We start from the raw sequence: 18,244 nt of genomic DNA, 5'->3' as shown, positions 1-18,244 counted from the left end.
GCTACGAACATGAAGATCGCGGTTTTCGGACTTGGCTATGTCGGCATGTCGAACGCGGTGCTGCTGGCGCAGCACAACACGGTCGTCGCCGTCGACATTTCGGACGACCGCGTCGCGCTGGTCAATGACCGCAAGTCGCCGATCGTCGATGCCGAGCTGGAACGCTTCCTCGCCGAGCGCACGCTCGACCTGACCGCGACCACCGATGCCGCGCAGGCGCTCGACGGGGCCGACTATGTCATCGTCGCCACCCCGACCAATTACGATGTCCAGACCGATAAGTTCAACACCAGCTCGGTCGAGGCGGTGATCATCAAGGCGGCGGAGGCCGCGCCGAACGCGACGATCATCGTCAAGTCGACGATTCCCGTCGGCTTCGTCGACGAGGTCCGCCAGCGGCTGAACGCGCCGAACGTGGTGTTCAGCCCCGAATTCCTGCGCGAAGGCCGCGCGCTGTACGACAATCTCCACCCGTCGCGGATCATCGTCGGCGAACGGTCGGAACGTGCGAAGATCTTCGCCGACCTGCTGCTGCAGGGTGCGGAGAAGAAGGACGCTCCGATCCTGTTCACCGACAGCCGCGAGGCGGAGGCAATCAAGCTGTTCGCCAACACCTATCTCGCGATGCGCGTCGCCTTCTTCAACGAACTCGACAGCTATGCGATCGCCGGCGGCATGGACACCAAGCAGATCATCGAGGGCGTCGGCCTCGATCCGCGGGTCGGCATGCACTACAATAATCCGAGCTTCGGCTATGGCGGCTATTGCCTGCCCAAGGATACCAAGCAGCTGCTCGCCAACTATTCGGAAGTGCCGCAGAACCTGATCCGCGCGATCGTCGATGCGAACCGCACCCGCAAGGATTTCCTGGCCGACCAGATCATCGCGCGCCGCCCGAAGAAGGTCGGCGTCTATCGCCTGACCATGAAGGCGGGATCGGACAATTTCCGCCAGTCGTCGATCCAGGGGATCATGAAGCGGGTGAAGGCGAAGGGGATCGAGGTCGTCGTGTACGAACCGACCCTCGACGAGGAACAGTTCTTCGGGTCGAAGGTCGTCAAGGACCTGGAGACGTTCAAGAGCGAATGCGACGTGGTGATCGCCAACCGCGCCGCGCCCGAACTGGCGGATATCGGCGACCGGCTGTTCACCCGCGACATCTTCGGGTCGGACTGATTGGTCCTCTGCCGCCGCGTAAGGGGTTCAACGCGGCGGCAGAAGTCTTTCATCCCCGCCCGATCCGCGACAACAGGCTGACCAGATCGGACTGGCGCGACACGCCCGTCTTGGCAAAGATGTGGCGCAGATGGACGCGCAGCGTCGTCTGGCGGCAATCGCGCGCCGCCGCCGCTGATTCCAGCGAATGTCCCGCCATCAGCAGCGCGGCGAGCGCGACTTCGCTGGGGGTCAGGTCGAATGCCTCGCGCCACAGCTGCGTCGCCGGCGCCGGACGCTCGGCCGGGTCGATCAGCGACACCACCGCCGCGCCGGGCGTCGCGTGCAGCAGCCGCATGCCCCATGGCACCGGCCGTGCGATCAGGATCAGCGGCGTGCGGCCGGGCGCGGGGTGATAGCGCAGCGCCGCCGCCTCCGGCGCGATACGCGCGGTGGCGCGGGCGAGCACGGCGTCGATCCGCGCCTGTTCGCACGGCAGCAGCGTCCAGCGTGCCACCCCGTCGCCGCCGGTGACCAGCAGCGCGTCGCAGGCAGGTGTCGTGCGCAGGATGCGCCCGGTGGCGTCGATGAGCGCGCCGGCCTCGTCCGCCTGATCGACGCGGCCCTGCCAATACAGGTCGCGGCCGGGATCCCCCGATCCCTGGTCCGCGACCTTCCCCCATTCGGTCGAAACGACCGTGCGTACCCCCGTCATATGGCTCCCCCGAACCGGTCGTTACCGAGGCGTGAAGGCTAAGCCCGCCGCAGCGGAATCGTCCGGTGGCAAGGTGTCGCAAAGCGTCGCATCGGGTGGTGACGCCGCTAAAACGGTGCAGAATCAGCCGGATCGCCCGGTCAGGCGGGATCGATCCGTGGCTGTGCGAGTGCGCTCAACGTGGCATCGATCGCCCGGTCTCCGGCATAGCGCGCGCGGATGCGGCGAATGAATCCGGCCGATCCCCATTGTTCGCCCCGCGCCCGCGCATCGTTCAGGATCGTGAGCAGCGTCGCCCGGTCGCCCGCCACCGCCGCGACGAAGGCGGGCCAGCTATGGTCGGGCTGATCGTCATTCTGGGTGATCGCCACCGCGCGGCTGAGGATCACCGCATAGGTCGCGGCCGGGCCGTTGCCGGCACGCCGGTCGCTGTCGATGGTCCGCTGGAGCGCGGTGCTGTAGGTGATGAGCTCGGGCTCGCCCCGCGCGCGGGCGCGGGCGGCGAGGTGGCGGGCATAGCCGGCAAGGTCGCCCTCGGCGAGCGCGGTGACGCTCAGCGCGTCATGGACGCTGGCCAGCGTCGGATACTGGCCGGCGAGGGTGGTGAGCAGCGCCTGCGCCTGAGCGGTGCGCCCCGCCGACCACAGGCCCCAGCCATAATCGGCGAGCAGCCACGGCGCGCCGGGGGCCAGCGTGCGCGCGGTGTCGAATTCACGCTGGGCGGCGGCGTCCTCGCCATTGTCGGCAAGGATATTGGCATACCAGAGATGCGCCAGCGGGTCGCCCGGGGCATGGCCGATGGCGCGGCGGAACAGCTCGCCGGCCAGCTGCGGCTTGCCGTCCCACCAATAGGCGATGACCCCGTCGACCCGGTCGGCGACCGCCGAGTGCGGATCGATCGCCCGCGCCGCCGCCGCCGCCGCCCGGGCCCGGCTGATACTGAGCGTGTCGGAGGCCGAACCGAATTCGCGGGTCAGCAGCCATGCCTCGGCCAGCGCCTCCTGCACCTCGACATTGCCGGGATGGGTCTGGGCGAGGCGGGTGAGCGTGGCGATGGCGGCGTGGAGGCGGGGGGCGCTGCGCATCGCCACATCGTCGCGCGCGGCGACGAAGCGGGCATGGGTCGCCGCATCGAGCCGGTCGGCGCTAGGCCCGATCCACTCGATCGCGGCGACGCTGATCCCGAGCAGCGCCAGCGCGCCGAGCACGATCGGCCAGCGCCGCGGCGGGGCGGGGCGGGGCAGCGCCAGCGGGTCGGAGGCTGGCGGTGTAGCGGACGGCGGATTGGCAGGCGGCGGCGCGGCGGGTGTCGGGTCGGTGAGCGCGGGGTCGGGTGGCAGCGCCTCCTGTCCCGAAATCCAGGCGTCGAGTTCATGGGCCAGCGCATAGACGCTGCGGGCGCGGCCGCCGGGCAGGGCATGGACCGGCAGGCCGCGCTCCCGCGACCAGCGGATCGCGGTCGAGCGGTCGCGGCCGAGATAGGCGGCGATCGACTTCCACCCCTCGATCCGTCGTGCCGCTTCCCCACCCTGCGCCATCGTGTTGCCACCCCCCGGCTTTCCTACTCGATACCGGGTACGCCACGGACCGTCCAGCGAGCGGTGGGCAAAGGTGACGAAGGTGCCACGCAACGCAGGGTGTGCGGGTTGGGACGGGCGTCCGGCCGGACCGGCCGAGCATGACGGGGGCGGGGCGTGTAGGAAAGGGTTAGGTGGCCTGTGTCTGCAGGCTGGCGAGGATCCGCTCGACGACGAGGTCGAGGTCGATCCCGCCACCAAGCCGCATTTCGGCGAGACTTTCGGCGATCGAGGCGTCGAGCGCTGCCAGCAGGGCGGGATCGGCGGGGGGCGGTGTGTCGTTGGCGGGCATGGGGCGGCAGGCTATCGTGTCGAGTTCGGATTGGGAAGACGGACCGCTCGAGCAAGGGAAAGCGTCATGACGACGAAGCCGGAAGGCGGTGATGGAGGCGATGATCTTGCCCGGATCGACGCGGCGATCGCGCGGGGGCTGGCCGATGCCGAAGCGGGGCGGGTCACACCGGCGGAGGAAGTGTTCGATCGGCTCGAGACGAAATATCGGGCGATGCCTCGGACCGGTGTCGATCGGAAGGCGCTACGGGCGGAGATCAATAGGCGGTACGGCAACAGCCTGCGTTATCTAAAGGACTAAGGGCCTATAATGCGGCGATCGGTGCGGCCACGATCCGATCCACCCAACCGGGGGCGTCATCCCAGCGAAGGCTGGGATCTTACGCGGTTCCTGCTGCGCGCTATCAGCGGGAGATCCCAGCCTTCGCTGGGATGACGTCTGGTTCAATCGGAAGCGACGCTGCCAAGTCAGTCTACATGTCGACAGGTCGACTCGTCGCCTTCGCCGCCATGCCGCGCACGTCCACCCGCGCCTTCAGCCTTGCCGCCAATAGCGCGGTGCCGCTGATCTTGCGCTGGACGAACAGGGTTTCGACATGGGGCACGTGCCAGGTAGCGCGGTCGGTGGCGAGCGCGCGGGCTTCCTCGCGGACCACCGGCACGAAGGCGCGGTCGCCGAAGTCGAAGGGGCCGGGGCGCGCCATCGCGTCGTCGATCGCGGCGATGATCCGGTCGACCGCGCCGCGATGCGCCGCGACCGCCGCTTCGCCGAGAAAGCCGGTTTCGACCGCCACGTCGCGGATCGTGTCGCGGTCGTGGGCGAGGCCGGCGGCGATCAGGCGGGCGTAGGCGTCGGCGGTGTCGGGCGGCACGGGCCGCGTCGCGCCGAAATCGAGCAGGACGATGCGGCCGCTATCCGCCTGCCACCGATAGTTGGCGAAATTGGGATCGGTCTGCATCTCGGCGAATTCGAACAGTTCGCGCAAGACCAGGTCGATCAGCGCAGTCATCGCCGCGTCGCGCGTCGCCTGTGGCGCGGTCGCCAGCCCCTCGATCGGGGTGCCGTCGATATAGTCCATGGTGAGGATGCGGGGCGTGGTCAGCGCGTCGACCGGTGCCGGCACGACATAGCGGGTGTCGCCGGCGAGCCGCTCCCCATAGCGGCGCATCGCGCCCGCCTCGCGCAGATAATCGGCTTCGTCGGCCAGTTGGCGCTTGGCCTCGGCGAGCAGCGGTTTGAGGTCGAGGCCGCGCGGCAGCAGGTTGGACACGCGCAGCAGCGTCGCGACATTGTCGACATCGGCGTCGATGCTCTCGCGGACGCCGGGATATTGCACCTTGATGGCGAGACGGCGACCGTCCTTCAATTCGCCGCGATGAACCTGCCCGATCGAGGCGGCGGCGATCGGGTTCGCGTCGAACTTGCCGAGCTTGCTGCGCCAGTCGGGACCCCATTCGGCGATCAGCAGCCGGTCGAGCTGCGCAGGCGGCATGGGCTGGCCCTGATTGCGCAGCTGGGCGAGGATGGTGGACAGTTCGGGGGGCAACAGGTCGCCCGCATCCATCGAGATCATCTGCCCCAGCTTCATCGCCGCGCCGCGCAGGTGCGACAGGCGATCGGCCATGCGCTTGGCATTGGCTGGGGTGAGGATTAGGTCGCCCATGCGCGGGCGCTCGCCGCTGGCGAGGCGTCGCGCCCCCTCGGCCAGCACGCCGCCCGCGATGCCGCCGGCCAGGCGGCCGAAACCGGACAGGCGCGACAGGCGGCCGGCGGGGACGGCGCGGCCGGGGCGGTTGGGTTCGTCGGTCATATCGGCGGAGCGACTGGGGTGGCGTTGGGTTCCGGTGCGTGGGGGACGACGCTCAGGAAGATTGGTTCACGCGGAGGCGCGGAGACGCGGAGAAGAAGGAAGATTGGTTCGCGCAGAGGCGCAGAGGGGGTGAGATCCGGGCGGGCGCTCGGGATCGGCAGGCACCTCTCCCCCGCTGACAGGCAGGGGAAGGCCGCTTGCGCGGGGCGACATCCGCCAGAGACGCACCCTCTCTGCGCCTCCGTGCCTCTGCACGAACTTCCTATCTTCTTCCTTTGCGCCCTTCGCTCCTTCGCGTGAGCTGTTATCCCTTTTCCATGAAAATAGATCAGGAACAGGATATCGTACCGGAGCATGCGAGACCTGACGGTGAGCCTGTTTTGATGGAAGGAAATGCGACCATGCATATTCGCCCGATCCGGAGCGATGCCGATCATGAGGACGCGCTGCGCGAAATCGAAACATTATGGGGGGCCGAGGAAGGAACCGAGGCAGGGGACCGGCTCGACGTGCTGGTGCCGCTGGCCGAAACCTATGAACGGCAGCGCTGGCCGATCGAGCCGCTCGATCCGGTGCAGGCGATCGAGGCGGCGATGGAAACGAACGGCTATACCCGCGCACAACTGGCCGCACTGATCGGACAGTCGCGTGCGACCGAGATACTGGGTCGCCGCCGGGGGCTGACGCTGCCGATGATCCGGGCGATTTCGCAAGCGTGGCATGTTCCTGCCGGGGTGCTGGTACAGGATTATGCGCTGACCGGGCGGTAAGGTAGCCTCCCGCATATCGCTTCGCGCCTTCGCGTGAACCATTATTCCGTTCACGACATGATCGCGATTGGTGGCGCCGAGTAATTGTGAGCATTCGTCTCCCGGGAACGATGTAGGGCGAATTCTTAATCCTGTACCTCTATCGACGGTGCATGCGTATCGAGGCCCATCCGATCGTTGTGCTGCCAGTTATCCCTTTTACATTGGCATTTTTTGAAAAAGGGATAACGGTGCGGTCATGTTGGACCTGACCGCACAACAGACCCGGCAATGGATCGATTGCGAGCAGCTTTACGCCACCTATCGCGACACGACCCGCGAACTGGTGACACGTTTTGCCGGGGCAATGTCCTGGAAGACGGTCAAGGGCCGGACCTATCTGTACCGCAAGACGGGTAATACGTGGAAAAGCCTGGGCCCCGAGGATGATCGTACCCGGGAAGCGCATGCCGCCTTTCATCAGGGGCGCGACGCGTTGCGTGTGCGACGCGAGATGCTCGACCAGCGGCTGCGCGAAATGGCACCGGTCAACCGGGCGATGCGCCTGGGCCGGGTGCCGGTACTGTCCGCGCGGATCATCCGTCGGCTCGACCGTGAGCGGTTGCTGGGGGGCGGGCTGAAGATCGTCGGGACGCACGCCCTCTACGCCTATGAGGCGATGGGGGCGGTGCAGTTCGGCGAGGAAGCGATGACCACGATGGACATCGACATCCTGTACGACGCGCGGGTATCGCTGAAGATGGTTGGCACGATGCAGGCCGACGGACTGATCGGACTGTTACAAGGACTGGACAAGAGCTTTCGTGCCAGCGCGCCGGGCAGTTTCCGGGCGGTCAACGATGCCGGCTATATGGTGGACCTGATTACGCCCGCCGCGCGCTTTGCGACCGTCCCACGGTCGCAAGGGCGGATCGGCGAGCGCGACGACGATCTGGCGGCGGTGGAGATTGCCGGGCTGGCATGGTTGGAAAACGTACCGGTGATCGAGCGGATCACCATCGACGAACAGGGGTTTCCGCTGCTGCTGATCGTGCCCGATCCCCGCGCGTTCCTGTGCCACAAGCTGTGGGTTGCGGGTCGCAACGATCGCGAGGTGATGAAGCAGCGGCGCGACCGGCATCAGGCACATACGCTGGCCGAGATGCTGGCGACCCGGCTGCCGGGAATGCGGTTCGACGATCCGGTACTTACCGCCGTGCCGGCGGCGGTGCTGGCGCCGGGGGCCGATCTGGTCGCGTCGTTTGCCGGTGGTTCGGGGGAAGGTTGGGACGAATGAACGGCGCGATCCGGGCATTACCGGATCGCGCCCTATCCTCAGAACGACGCCGAGATCGTCACCCCATAGGTCCGCGGGTCGCCGGGCTGTCCGACGATCAGGCCGGTATTGCCCGACTGGGTCGCGAGCAGTTCGTAGTAATTCTGGTCGAAGGCGTTGCGCAGCCACAGGAACGCGTTCCACCCGGCATCGGCGCGGTAGCCCAAGCGGAAGTTCGCGAGGGCATAGCCGTCGATATAGGTATAGGCCGAGGGCGACGGGTTGGACGAGAAGCGCGAGCGATAGCTGCCGTCGAAGCCCAAATAGGCATTGCCGTCCTCTCCGCCGATCCGCGCGGGCAGGGCATATTCGGCGCCATAGCTGAACGCCCATTTCGAGATGCCGGGCAGCCGCTGTCCCGATACGTCGCAGGCATTGGGACTGATCCCGCCCGGCGTGCCGGGCGCGCTGGGCGTCTCGCCCGCCGCCGGTGCGCGGCCGCCCGACAATTCGGGCGGGCAGGGGGCGTCGGTGAAGCGGACGTATTTCGCATCGGTGTACGCCGCGTTGGCATAGAGGTTCAGCCGCTCGGTCGGGCGGAAGGCGGTGTCGAGCTCGACGCCGCGGGTGCGCACCGCTTCGGCATTGGCGAGGTAGCCGCGCAGCACGCCCAGCTGTCCGTTGGTCACCGTCGCCTGATAATCGCTGATATCGGTCCAGAAGGCGGCGAGGTTGGCGGTGATCCGCCGGTCGAGCCACTGGGTCTTCACGCCCAGTTCGTAGTGGTTGACCTGTTCGGGCTTGACCTGCGCCGCCGCCAGGATCGGGTTGTTGCTGCCGTCGAGCGGCAGGCCCGACAGGTTGATGCCGCCCGACTTATAGCTGCGGGCATAGGTGGCGTACGCATGGACGTCGCGCGCCACGTCATAGGCGAGGGTGACGTCGCCCGACACGTTCCAGTCGTCGAAATCGGGCTCGTAGCGCTGGGGCGCGAGCACGCCGCGCTGGTCGTTGCTGAGCGTGGTCGATCCGCTGCCGGTAGTGACGACCGAGACGTAGGAGCCAGTCTTCTTGTCATAGTTCACGCGCACGCCCGGCGCGATCGAGAGCGCATCGGTGATGTGCCACGTCGCTTTGCCGAACACCGCGGCGCTGGTGTTCGAGAAGCCGATGGTGTTGCGCGCGGTCAGGCCGTTCAGCACCGCCGGGTTGCACGCCGCCGCCGTCGCGGTGGCGCAGCCGGCGCTGCCCGGCGCGACATTGCCGGGGTTGAGCAGGAAGCGCGAGGCGGCCGGGCCCTGCACCTGCAACCCCTGGGTATCGATGGTCTGGTGGAAATAGAACAGGCCGGCGACGTAATCGATCGCGCGCTTGCCGTTCGAGGCGACGCGCAGTTCCTGGCTCCACTGGCGCTGTTGCGACGGATTGGCCGAGACGGTGGTGATCGGCAGCCCGGTGAAGTCGCGGTCGTTCGACGGATCCCAGTCCCAGAAGCGCCACGCGCTGACCGAGGTCACTGTCGCCCCGCCCAGATCGAGATTGCCGACCAACGACACGCCGCCCAGCTCCTGTCGCGCCCGCAGCGGCGTGTCGAGGTCGGTCAACCGGTCGAAGGCGTTGGTCGAGGGCGGGGCATAGTTAAACGCGGCGGCCAATGCGGCATATTGCCGGTTCAGCGGGCGCTGCGTCGTACCGGTGCGGACATAGATTTGCGCGCAGCAATCGGGGTTCTGGTGGCCGTAATCGCCGTACAGCGTCACGTCGAGGTTCGGCGCGGGCGTCCACAGCAACTGGCCGCGCACGCTCTGATTGTCCTGCGCATTGGCATAGCCGCCGAGCACCGTATTGCGGATCGTGCCGCGCCGCGAGGTGACCGAGGCGGAGATGCGCGCGGCCAGTTTGCCGTCGACGAGCGGGCCGGAGGCGGAGGCCTTGGCCTGGATGAAGTCGTAATTGCCGGTGGTCAGTTCCACGCGCGCTTCGGGGGTGAAGCTGGGCTTGCGGGTGGTGATGTTGATCGCGCCCGCCGTGGTGTTCTTGCCGTAGAGCGTGCCCTGCGGGCCGCGCAGGATCTCGATGCGTTCGGTGTCGGTGAAGTCGAACGTCGCAGAGGCGATGCGGCTGTAATAGACGCCGTCGACATAGATGCCGACGCCCTGTTCGATGCCGTCGTTGGTCAGGCCGAACGGCGCGCCCAAGCCACGGATATTGGCGGCCGAATTGCGCGGGTTGGTCGAATAGAATTGCAGCGTGGGTTGCAGCTGGGTCAGGCGGTTGACGTTGTACGCGCCGGTATCGGCCAGCGTCGTGCCGCCGATGACCGAGATGGCGATCGGCACCGACTGCACCGTTTCGACGCGGCGCCGCGCGGTGACGACGATCTCGCCGCCGCCCTGTGCCGGGGCAAGGCGGCCGGTGTCGGGGCGGGGCGTGTCCTGCGCATCCTCGGTTTCGGGGGTGGCTTGGGCGGGCGCGACCGGTTCGGGCGCCACCGGGGTGGCGACCTGCGCCAGAATCAGCGCCAACGACAATGCCATGGTAATCTCCCTGTATATGATGGGAGAATGGCGGAGGTGGCATTGCCGAGCAATAGAGTGGGGATTTAGGCCGGGGGTAGTTTTGCTTGTGGGCAGTAATCTTCGGCAAGGTGCCGGCATCCGCTTCTTGTGCAGGTTTAACCTAGTAACCTTTATTATGGATCGGGTATGGCGGTCATGATAAAGGCTGCCGATGCGCCGTGACGACCTGTGCCATGCGATCCGCCAGCGGCTCGAACGCCTGCCGGCACCCTATGCGGCGCATTATGGCGTGGTGCCGCCGCCCCCACCCGAGGACGCCGTGCCGCTGGGGCAGGAGCTGGCCAGCCATCAACGCGCGACCGAGGCGCTGGCGCGGATCGACATGCTGGCCGGGCAGATGGGCGATCCCTATCCGGTCAGCCGCCTGCTCAGCCGGCGTGAGGCGGTGAGCAGTTCGTCGATCGAGGGGACGCACAGCACGCTCGACGAGCTGCTGACGCTGGAGGAGGAAGCGGGTGACGAGCGGCGCGACGCAGCGCGGCAGGTGCGCGACTATGCGCTGATCCTCGACCGGCTCGTGCCACAGGCGGCGGCGCAGGGGCCGGCGATCTTCACGCGCGAGCTGATCGCCGAACTGCACCGGGCGGCGATGCAGAGCGACCGCGATTATGACGACGTGCCGGGGGTGCTGCGCGACCGGGTGGTGTGGATCGGCGGGGTGCGCGACATCGCCTATTCGCTCTACAATCCCGCCCCGCCGGCACGGGTGCCGGCGTGCCTCGACGACAGCATCGCCTATCTGCGGGCCGAGGGGATGCAGGTCATGGCCCAGAGCCTGATCGCGCGCATGGCGATCGCCCATGCTCATTTCGAGGCGGTGCACCCCTATCGCGACGGCAATGGCCGGGTCGGGCGGCTGTTGCTGCCGCTGATGATGGCCGCCGACGGCAAGGTGCCACTGTACCTGTCGCCCTATATCGAAGCGCATAAGCCGGCCTATTACGATGCGCTGAAGGCCGCGCAGCAGCGGCTCGACTGGGCGGCGATGGTCGCGTTCATCGCCGATGCGATCAGCGGCACGGTCGACGAGCTGATGGCGACGCGCGCGGCGCTGGTCCGGCTTGGGGGCATGTGGCGGGCGCGGCGCCGCTATCGGGACAAGTCGGCGGCGCTGCGCGCACTCGACCTGTTGCCCGACTATCCGGTGATTACCGCCGGGCGGCTTGGCGAACGGCTCGGCGTCTCGGCCCCGGCGGCGAATGCGGCGATCGCGCAGCTGGTCGAGGCGGGGGTGTTGGTCGAGCGGACCGGCTATCGCCGCAACCGGGTGTTCGTGGCGCAGGAGGTGTTGCGGGTGCTGAACCGACCGTTCGGGGCGGAGCCGATCGTGGATTAGAGCGGCCGTCCCGCCTGCGCCCGCTCCAGTTCGACGGGATCGTGGGTGCAGGTGACCGTCACTTCGTCGCGGCGCTCGATCGACAGGGTGCGCAGGCGCGACTGATTGTCCATCCGGCTGCGCGCGTCGACCTCCATCAGCCGTTGATAGGCGCGCAGGCCCGGCGTGCAGCGGCGGCGGGCTTGGCGCATCTCGCCGCGGTAGAAATAGGCGTCGCCGGCATGGAGCAGCCAGCGGCCGTCGTCCCGGCGGATCGCGACGCCGGCATGGCCCCAGGTGTGACCGGGCAGCGGCACCAGCAGCAATTCGGGGGGCAGGCCGGCCAGGTCGCGCACCGCATCGAAGCCGAACCATGGCTCGCCGCGCGCGCCGTAGCGCTGCCAGTGGCGCACCCCGTCCAGCTGGCGCGGGCGCCAGCGGTTGCGGGCGACGATGCCGGCACGCGGGCCGGTCGCATCGTCATATTCGCGCTGCATGACATGGACGGTGGCGTTCGGGAAATCCTCCAGCCCGCCGGCATGGTCGAAATCGAGATGGGTGACGATGATGTGGCGCACGTCGTTCGCGGTGAAGCCCAGCGCCTCGATCTGGCGGATCGCGGTTTCGTGCTCGCGCAGGCGGATGTTGAGCAGCATCCGCCACGGTATGGTGATGCGCGGCTCGGGGTGGCGGTGCGGGTGGTCGACGTCTTTGAGGCCATAGCCGGTATCGACCAGCACCAGCCCGTGCGCATCGGTTTCGATCAGCAGGCAGTGGCACACGATCTGCCCGAGCGGACTGACGCTCCGTCCGTCGAACAGCGCCCCGCCCAGCGGGCAGTCGGTGCCGCAATTGAGGTGGTGGATGCGCATGGCTGTTGCTCCCGGTTATGGTGGGGCAACGGGTGGGGGGTGGATAAGTGTCTTTGGTTGTTCGGGAATCTTGTTAACCTGGGGCAGGAAGAAGGGTGGTTCACGCGAAGGCGCGGAGGCGCGAAGAGAGAAGAAGAGAGGGATTTCGCGCAGAGGCGCAGAGGCGCAGAGAGGCAGAGAGGGTGTGGTCGGGGCACGGTCCCCCGCGCCAGCGGCCTCATCGCAGGTTGCAGCGGGAGCTAAGGTCTCCCGATCGCGAACCGGTCGCCTCGTCCGCGAACCCTCTGCGCCTCTGCGCCTCTGCGCGAAATCTACCTTCTTCCTGTTCTCTTCGCGCCCTTTGCGCCTTCGCGTGAAACCAAAATCTACGCGAATCGCGCCTTCGAGATATGCGTGATCCGGCAGGCAAGGTCCGCCTCCCCCGACGCCACGACGTAATAGTCGCCGCCGTCCGCAATCCCCGTCGTGAACACCACGTCGCGGACGTACATCTGTTCCTTGAGGTCGTGGGTCAGATCGGGGTTCGCCTCCAGCAGCGGCGCGTGGTCGGTAGCGACCGTTCGGCTCGGGTCGTTCGCGTCGAGGATCGACCAATAGGTGCGATAGACGCCGACGATCTCCTTAGGCTCGACGCCGTGCCACAAAGTCAGCCAGCCCCGCTCGGTCAGGATCGGCGGCGTGCCCCCGCCCATGCGTGCCGTCGCGACCGTCGCGGCATGCGGGCGGATGCCGGGGCGCAGGCACGGTTTCCAGTGGCGCGCATCGGGCGAGGTCGCGAGGTTGATCGACGGTCCGGCGCGCCATTCGCTGCCCGGCGGATAGGCGAAATACAGGTCGCCCAGCGGTCGGGTCTGCGCCCAATAGTGGCCCTCGATCGTCCCTTCGAAGATCAGCATGTCCTTGTTCTGATGGTCGAGGATGATGTCGGCGAAGCTCCAGTCGAGCCCGTTGGTCGAAGTATAGAGCGTGGTCGAATGCCGCTCCGGGCTGACCGAACAGGTCGTCATCAGCCATTCGTCGCCGACCTTGCTGATCCGCGCATCCTCGACGCCGTACATCTGGAAATCGCCCTGCGGCGCGACCGCGCGGTCGTAGTGGAGCGCGACGATCTCCAGCCCGTCGGGCGTCAGCTCGACCGGCAACAGCCATGACAGCGAGGTCAGCGCCATCACCCGCCAGCGTCCGCCGTTGAGCAGGAACTTGCGCGGATCGGCGGTGTCGACCGCGTCCAGCGGCCATGCGTCGAGGACATAGCGTCCCTCGCACCAGCGGATATTGTGGATATGGCCGTCGAATTTGGGTTTCCTCAGCGCCTCGGCGATGCGGACCATCATCAGCAGATTGCCGTTGGGCAGCCGCGTCAGCGCCGGATTGAACGCACCCAGCACATAGGTCTCGACCCCCAATTGCCCGGCGAGCGGCGAGCGCGACAGGTCGATATCGTCGGGGGTCAGGACCAGTTTGTCGATGGCGAAGCTCATTCCTCCGCCTGATCGCGCGGGACGATGGTCAGTTGCTGGACGATGGCGCGGCGGGGCTGGGTCAGCAGGTAATGGACGCCGACCGCGATATCTTCGGCGCGCAGCATGGTTTCGTCGGCGATGCGCTCGCGCTGTTCGTCGGGCTGGATATCGGGCAGTTGCATGTCGGAGCCGGTCAGGCCGGGTTCGACATTGCTGACGCGAATGCCCTTCGGCCCCAGTTCGCGGCGCAGTGCCTGGGTAAAGCCCTGAATCCCGTACTTGATCCCGGCATAGATGGTCGATCCCGGTCCAAGTGCATAGGCGCTGGTCGATCCGATGAAGACGATATCGCCCTCGTCACCGACGCGTTTGGCGGCGTGATGCGCGCTCAAGAGATAGCCGGCGAAGTTGATCGCGATGACCTCGCGCAGCGTCGCCTCGTCGGTGTCGGTGATCCCCTCGGCGGCGACGGCGGCGTTGATGATGGCGATGTCGACGCCGCCCATCTTTTCCTCGGCGGCGGCGAAGAAGCGGCCGACATTGTCGGCCTCGGCCAGATCGATCGCGATGCCGCCGCCCTTGCCGACTTCCTCGATCCGGGCGAGCGCGTCGGCGAGATGGTCCTCGTTCCGGCCGCACAGGAACACCTCGGCGCCTTCGCTGGCCAGCAGCACCGCGATGGCGCGGCCGATGCCGGTCGTCCCGCCGGTGATCGCCGCGCGGCGGCCGGCGAGGGTTGGTTGTTGCGTGTGCGCGTCGGTGGCGGGGGTCATGGGCGGCTCCTGTCGCTGTCGGTTCGACAAGCGAGGCAGGGCGCGGGAGGTTCCCTTGCGAATGCAGTAACTTGGGTGAGGATGGTGACAGCCCGTCGCGCTACGCCGACACGGCGGGAGAGCAACGTGCGGATATGCGTGGATGCAGCGGTTTTATGGGTAGAGACCTTTACTAGCCTGCGTTCGCCTGTCCCAACTCAGCCCTAGCGGGTCTGATCATCAGCGTCCTGAACAAGTCGCGACAGGCAGCGATACGCCAGCGGTGATGGATGTTACGGTCTGAACCGTCAACGACGGCTATTAGGCAGTGACGTTGTTCTATGACAGTTTCATGGGGCGGCGTCCGGATGCGGTCGGTCTTCAATTTATGCTGAGCGCGTAAATCTGGGACGATGTCGCTGTCGCAGGTGACGATGATTCGCCGGAAAAAGCAAATCCGAGACAGATATACAAAGTAAAATAAATGCTGAACTTGCAACTATGTTTATCTATATACGCTCGACCTGGCACTGGATGTAGATTAATCTACCTATTACACTGATCCAGTCAACAAGGTATTTATCACTCGCGCTTTCGGCACCGAGAACTAACTTAAGATAGGAGCGATATAACCCAACGAATAATGTTATAATTAACAGCACGATAGTAATATTTTTGTAGATTGTCAATATATTCGATTTAAAATCATACCTCATTCATTATTTTTCGAATAAATACTTAACTTATAAGCAGTACATAGTCATCGTTAAATATGTCAAAATTTGCAATTGTAGCAACTTAGTAAATATTATAGGTTCATTTATTAATACCAATCTATATGGTAAACGGACGAATATTCCTATTTTAGATCATGCGCTAGCCGAGGCTTCGGTGGAATTTTCGTGATGAGACGGGTACTGATCCTACGCGAACGCTTAGGCGGAATGTGCGCGGGAGTTGATACGCATGAATTATATTGGTGAATCCGGCAACGATACCTTGACCGGCGGCGATGCTAATGACGTGCTGGTCGGCAACGATGGCAACGATGTGCTATCGGGTGGTGCGGCGAGCGATATCCTCTACGGTGACGGTACCGATGGCACCAGCACGCTGGCAGGCAATGACACGCTGAACGGCGATGCTGGCAACGATTTCCTAGTCGGTGGCGCAGGTATTGATCAATTGAATGGCGGCGATGGGAACGATATCCTGATCCCGGGCTTAGCATCCCGCGTAACGCTCAGCGGCAGCTACACCTTCGTGGTCGGAACCGGTAAGTCCGTTGATGAAGCGGTTGGTGCTGATTTTGGATCTTCTTTCCAAGAAACTATTAACGGTGGGGCGGGAACTGATACCGCTTATCTTTCTTACCACGACCAAACCGCCAACATTGTTTTCGATAATAGCAATCCGGCAGTGACAAATACCGTTTTAGCGGGCGGTGTTGGAATTGGTACGGTTACGTCGGTTGAACGGATCGTCTTCTACAGCGGCCAAGGTGCCGACGTTCTTCGTGGCGCTGACTTCTCTGATGTATTCAAAGGCGGCGCCGGCAACGACGAAATTTATGGCAATGCCGGTAGCGACGACCTCTACGGCGATGCCGGTGACGACACGCTCTACGGCGGCGCGGGTAACGATTATCTGAGCGGCGGTGCTGGTGACGACCGGATTGACGGTGGCGATGGGATCGATACCGTCGATTATGACAGTGCCGCGACGGTCGATCTCCGCCTTATGGGCCAAGCACAAAACACCGGAGCGTCCGGAAGCGATGTGTTGTTCGGGGTCGAGAATCTATCCGGATCTCGCTCCACGGATACTTTCAACGGCGATGATCAAGCGAATCGCCTAGAGGATGAGGACGGCGGAAACGACGCCTTCTATGGTCGCGGCGGTGATGATACCCTAACCATCTCACGTAGCACGACCATGTACACGACGCCGGCCGGAACACGGCAATATATCGTCGGCTCGACGAACGTTACGATGGATGGGGGAGACGGTAACGATACGCTCACCTTCAATGGACGGACACGATATATTGACAGGGCGTCATCAATTTCCGGCGGCAGCGGCGACGATGTCATCAGCGTAGTTGGCATGGCGGCGGCGACGATCGATGGCGGTGCTGGTAACGATCGCATCACGGTCGACGGACGCGGTAGCGACGGCGGCTACCAGATCACCTTGGGTGCTGGAACCGATACGGTCGCGCTCAGCTATGCGGCGTCGAGCACGGCAACGTTGTCGACCGGCACAACCGTAACGGACTTCGTTACTGGCGTTGGTGGTGACGTCATCGATATTGCGTCGTTATTGACGACGAATCTGTTTCTTGTGGACGCGACCAACGTCAATCCGTTTGGCGTCAGCTATCTCCGGTTAGTTCAGAATGGCACGTCGGCTACCTTGGAAGTTGATCGTGACGGCAATGGTGCTGGCGGGTTCATTACCCTATTGACCTTATCCAACACGGATGCTGCCAGCTTTCACGCATTCAACCTATATTATGTGACTGGGCAAGGGACGTCGGGTGCAGACACTCTCGCCGGTACAGCAAGCTTCGATCGTCTGATTGGCTTGGCAGGTGCCGACGTGCTTGACGGTGGTGCGGGCCGCGACGTGTTGGACGGCGGTGACGGTGCCGATCGCCTGCTCGGTGGTACGGATGATGACTATCTAATGGGTGGCAACGGGATCGACACGGCGGTTTTCGCCGATTTTTTCAAAAAGTCGACGGTTTCGGCAGGATCCGCTTCAGTCACGATCGCTGGTCCGGACGGAACTGATATTGCGACCGGGGTCGAGTATTTTCAGTTTACCGATGGCATGTTCGTAACGGATGCGGACAGTGCGGGTGCGCAGGTGATGCGGCTGTACGACACGATTCTCGACCGGGCACCGGATGCCGTCGGTCTGGAGTTTTACGTCGATCGTATCGAGGATCGCGGGGTATCGTTGGCAGCGGTTGCGAATGAGATTGCGGGATCGGCGGAGTTTCAGGCGGTGACGGGCGGGCTCGATAACGGCCAGTTCGTGGATTATGTGTATCGCCAAGCGTTGGGACGTGCTGCGGATGCAAGCGGCAAGACTTTTTACACCAAGCTGCTGGATTCCGGTCTGAGCCGCGGTGTGTTCGTGGCCGATCTGTCGGAATCCGCCGAGCACCGCAGCCTTACGGCCGAGATGGTAGCAAAGGGCTATTTCAGCGTCGATGACAGCTATCAGGCAGTGACGTTGTTCTATGACAGCTTCATGGGCAGGCGCCCGGATGCAGGCGGTTTGCAATATTATGCCGAGCGCGTGAAGTTAGGAACGATGTCGCTGTCGCAGGTGGCGGATGATTTCGCCGGATCAACCGAGTTCAAGGCAGCTATCCAGGGCAAGAGCAATGCCGAACTGGTGGATTATGTTTACCGCAATACGCTCGACCGGGCACCGGACGCAGGAGGCGCTGCCTATTATACTGACATGCTAAATAAGGGGTTCGCCCCGGCTGCGTTTGTAGCTGAAGTAAGCCTGAGCCAAGAACATTATAATCTGATGAGCGGTGCCATTGTCAACGGTATCGATACATTCTAGGTCCATTTCTTGTCTAAGTCATGATCCGGCGTGTCGGCAAGACACAGCCGGATCATTGCAATGCTAATAATATATTTGAGTGTTTTTCGATTATTCGAAAA

Annotated in this window: 14 protein-coding genes; 6 read left to right on the top strand and 8 right to left on the bottom strand. The window is 64.6% G+C overall.

Features of this window, described 5'->3' with window-relative positions:
• Nucleotides 1–9: 9 nt before the first annotated feature.
• Nucleotides 10–1,176, top strand: coding sequence for a nucleotide sugar dehydrogenase (locus ACZ1JS_RS19080; protein ID WP_465168984.1), 1,167 nt, complete (start codon nt 10–12; stop codon nt 1,174–1,176).
• A 49-nt stretch (nt 1,177–1,225) separates the two neighbouring features.
• On the opposite strand, the gene ACZ1JS_RS19075 is transcribed toward ACZ1JS_RS19080, so the two are convergent.
• The 3 genes from ACZ1JS_RS19075 to ACZ1JS_RS19065 form a co-directional block, all read right to left on the bottom strand.
• On the bottom strand, nt 1,226–1,870 hold the full coding sequence (locus ACZ1JS_RS19075) for a helix-turn-helix transcriptional regulator (protein WP_465168983.1): 645 nt from the start codon (nt 1,868–1,870) through the stop codon (nt 1,226–1,228).
• Nucleotides 1,871–2,010: 140 nt separating this feature from the next.
• Nucleotides 2,011–3,501: a tetratricopeptide repeat protein gene (locus ACZ1JS_RS19070; protein WP_465168982.1), complete on the bottom strand. Its 1,491-nt coding sequence runs from the start codon at nt 3,499–3,501 to the stop codon at nt 2,011–2,013.
• A 76-nt stretch (nt 3,502–3,577) separates the two neighbouring features.
• Nucleotides 3,578–3,739 (bottom strand): hypothetical protein, encoded by a 162-nt coding sequence (locus ACZ1JS_RS19065; protein WP_465168981.1) that lies wholly within the window; start codon nt 3,737–3,739, stop codon nt 3,578–3,580.
• Between the two features lie 66 nt (nt 3,740–3,805).
• Between ACZ1JS_RS19065 and ACZ1JS_RS19060 the strand changes: the two genes are divergently transcribed.
• Nucleotides 3,806–4,039, top strand: a complete 234-nt coding sequence (locus ACZ1JS_RS19060) for a hypothetical protein (RefSeq protein ID WP_465168980.1) — start codon at nt 3,806–3,808, stop codon at nt 4,037–4,039.
• A 172-nt stretch (nt 4,040–4,211) separates the two neighbouring features.
• Here ACZ1JS_RS19060 and ACZ1JS_RS19055 read toward each other — a convergent pair whose 3' ends face one another.
• On the bottom strand, nt 4,212–5,549 hold the full coding sequence (locus tag ACZ1JS_RS19055; RefSeq protein WP_465168979.1) for an ABC1 kinase family protein: 1,338 nt from the start codon (nt 5,547–5,549) through the stop codon (nt 4,212–4,214).
• A 401-nt stretch (nt 5,550–5,950) separates the two neighbouring features.
• Between ACZ1JS_RS19055 and ACZ1JS_RS19050 the strand changes: the two genes are divergently transcribed.
• Nucleotides 5,951–6,319 carry a helix-turn-helix domain-containing protein gene (locus tag ACZ1JS_RS19050; RefSeq protein WP_465168978.1) on the top strand — a complete coding sequence of 123 codons (369 nt, stop codon included), beginning with the start codon at nt 5,951–5,953 and terminating at the stop codon, nt 6,317–6,319.
• 238 nt (nt 6,320–6,557) lie between these two features.
• Entirely contained in the window at nt 6,558–7,595 is a 1,038-nt protein-coding gene (locus ACZ1JS_RS19045; RefSeq protein WP_465168977.1) for a GSU2403 family nucleotidyltransferase fold protein, read from the top strand.
• Between the two features lie 38 nt (nt 7,596–7,633).
• Here the strand turns inward: ACZ1JS_RS19045 and ACZ1JS_RS19040 are convergent, their stop codons facing one another.
• Nucleotides 7,634–10,111: a TonB-dependent receptor gene (locus ACZ1JS_RS19040; protein WP_465168976.1), complete on the bottom strand. Its 2,478-nt coding sequence runs from the start codon at nt 10,109–10,111 to the stop codon at nt 7,634–7,636.
• A 193-nt stretch (nt 10,112–10,304) separates the two neighbouring features.
• Between ACZ1JS_RS19040 and ACZ1JS_RS19035 the strand changes: the two genes are divergently transcribed.
• The gene (locus tag ACZ1JS_RS19035) at nt 10,305–11,489 is read left to right on the top strand and encodes a Fic family protein (RefSeq protein ID WP_465168975.1); all 1,185 of its coding nucleotides are present in this window, start codon (nt 10,305–10,307) and stop codon (nt 11,487–11,489) included.
• On the opposite strand, the gene ACZ1JS_RS19030 is transcribed toward ACZ1JS_RS19035, so the two are convergent.
• From ACZ1JS_RS19030 to ACZ1JS_RS19020, 3 genes are all read right to left on the bottom strand, one after another.
• Nucleotides 11,486–12,340, bottom strand: a complete 855-nt coding sequence (locus ACZ1JS_RS19030; RefSeq protein WP_465168974.1) for an MBL fold metallo-hydrolase — start codon at nt 12,338–12,340, stop codon at nt 11,486–11,488. The genes ACZ1JS_RS19035 and ACZ1JS_RS19030 overlap by 4 nt on opposite strands.
• Before the next feature lie 365 nt (nt 12,341–12,705).
• On the bottom strand, nt 12,706–13,821 hold the full coding sequence (locus ACZ1JS_RS19025; protein WP_465168973.1) for a glycoside hydrolase family 130 protein: 1,116 nt from the start codon (nt 13,819–13,821) through the stop codon (nt 12,706–12,708).
• Complete coding sequence (locus ACZ1JS_RS19020) at nt 13,818–14,576, bottom strand: SDR family oxidoreductase (RefSeq protein WP_465168972.1); 759 nt, start codon at nt 14,574–14,576, stop codon at nt 13,818–13,820. Before ACZ1JS_RS19020 ends, ACZ1JS_RS19025 begins: the two co-directional genes overlap by 4 nt.
• A gap of 945 nt (nt 14,577–15,521) precedes the next feature.
• Between ACZ1JS_RS19020 and ACZ1JS_RS19015 the strand changes: the two genes are divergently transcribed.
• Nucleotides 15,522–18,143 carry a DUF4214 domain-containing protein gene (locus ACZ1JS_RS19015; protein WP_465168971.1) on the top strand — a complete coding sequence of 874 codons (2,622 nt, stop codon included), beginning with the start codon at nt 15,522–15,524 and terminating at the stop codon, nt 18,141–18,143.
• The last annotated feature ends 101 nt before the right edge of the window (nt 18,144–18,244 follow it).

It is taken from the genome of Sphingomonas sp. BL-S-05 (genome assembly GCF_055521695.1).
Note: the sequence above shows the minus strand (reverse complement) of the source record. Positions and strands in the feature narration are given on the sequence as shown.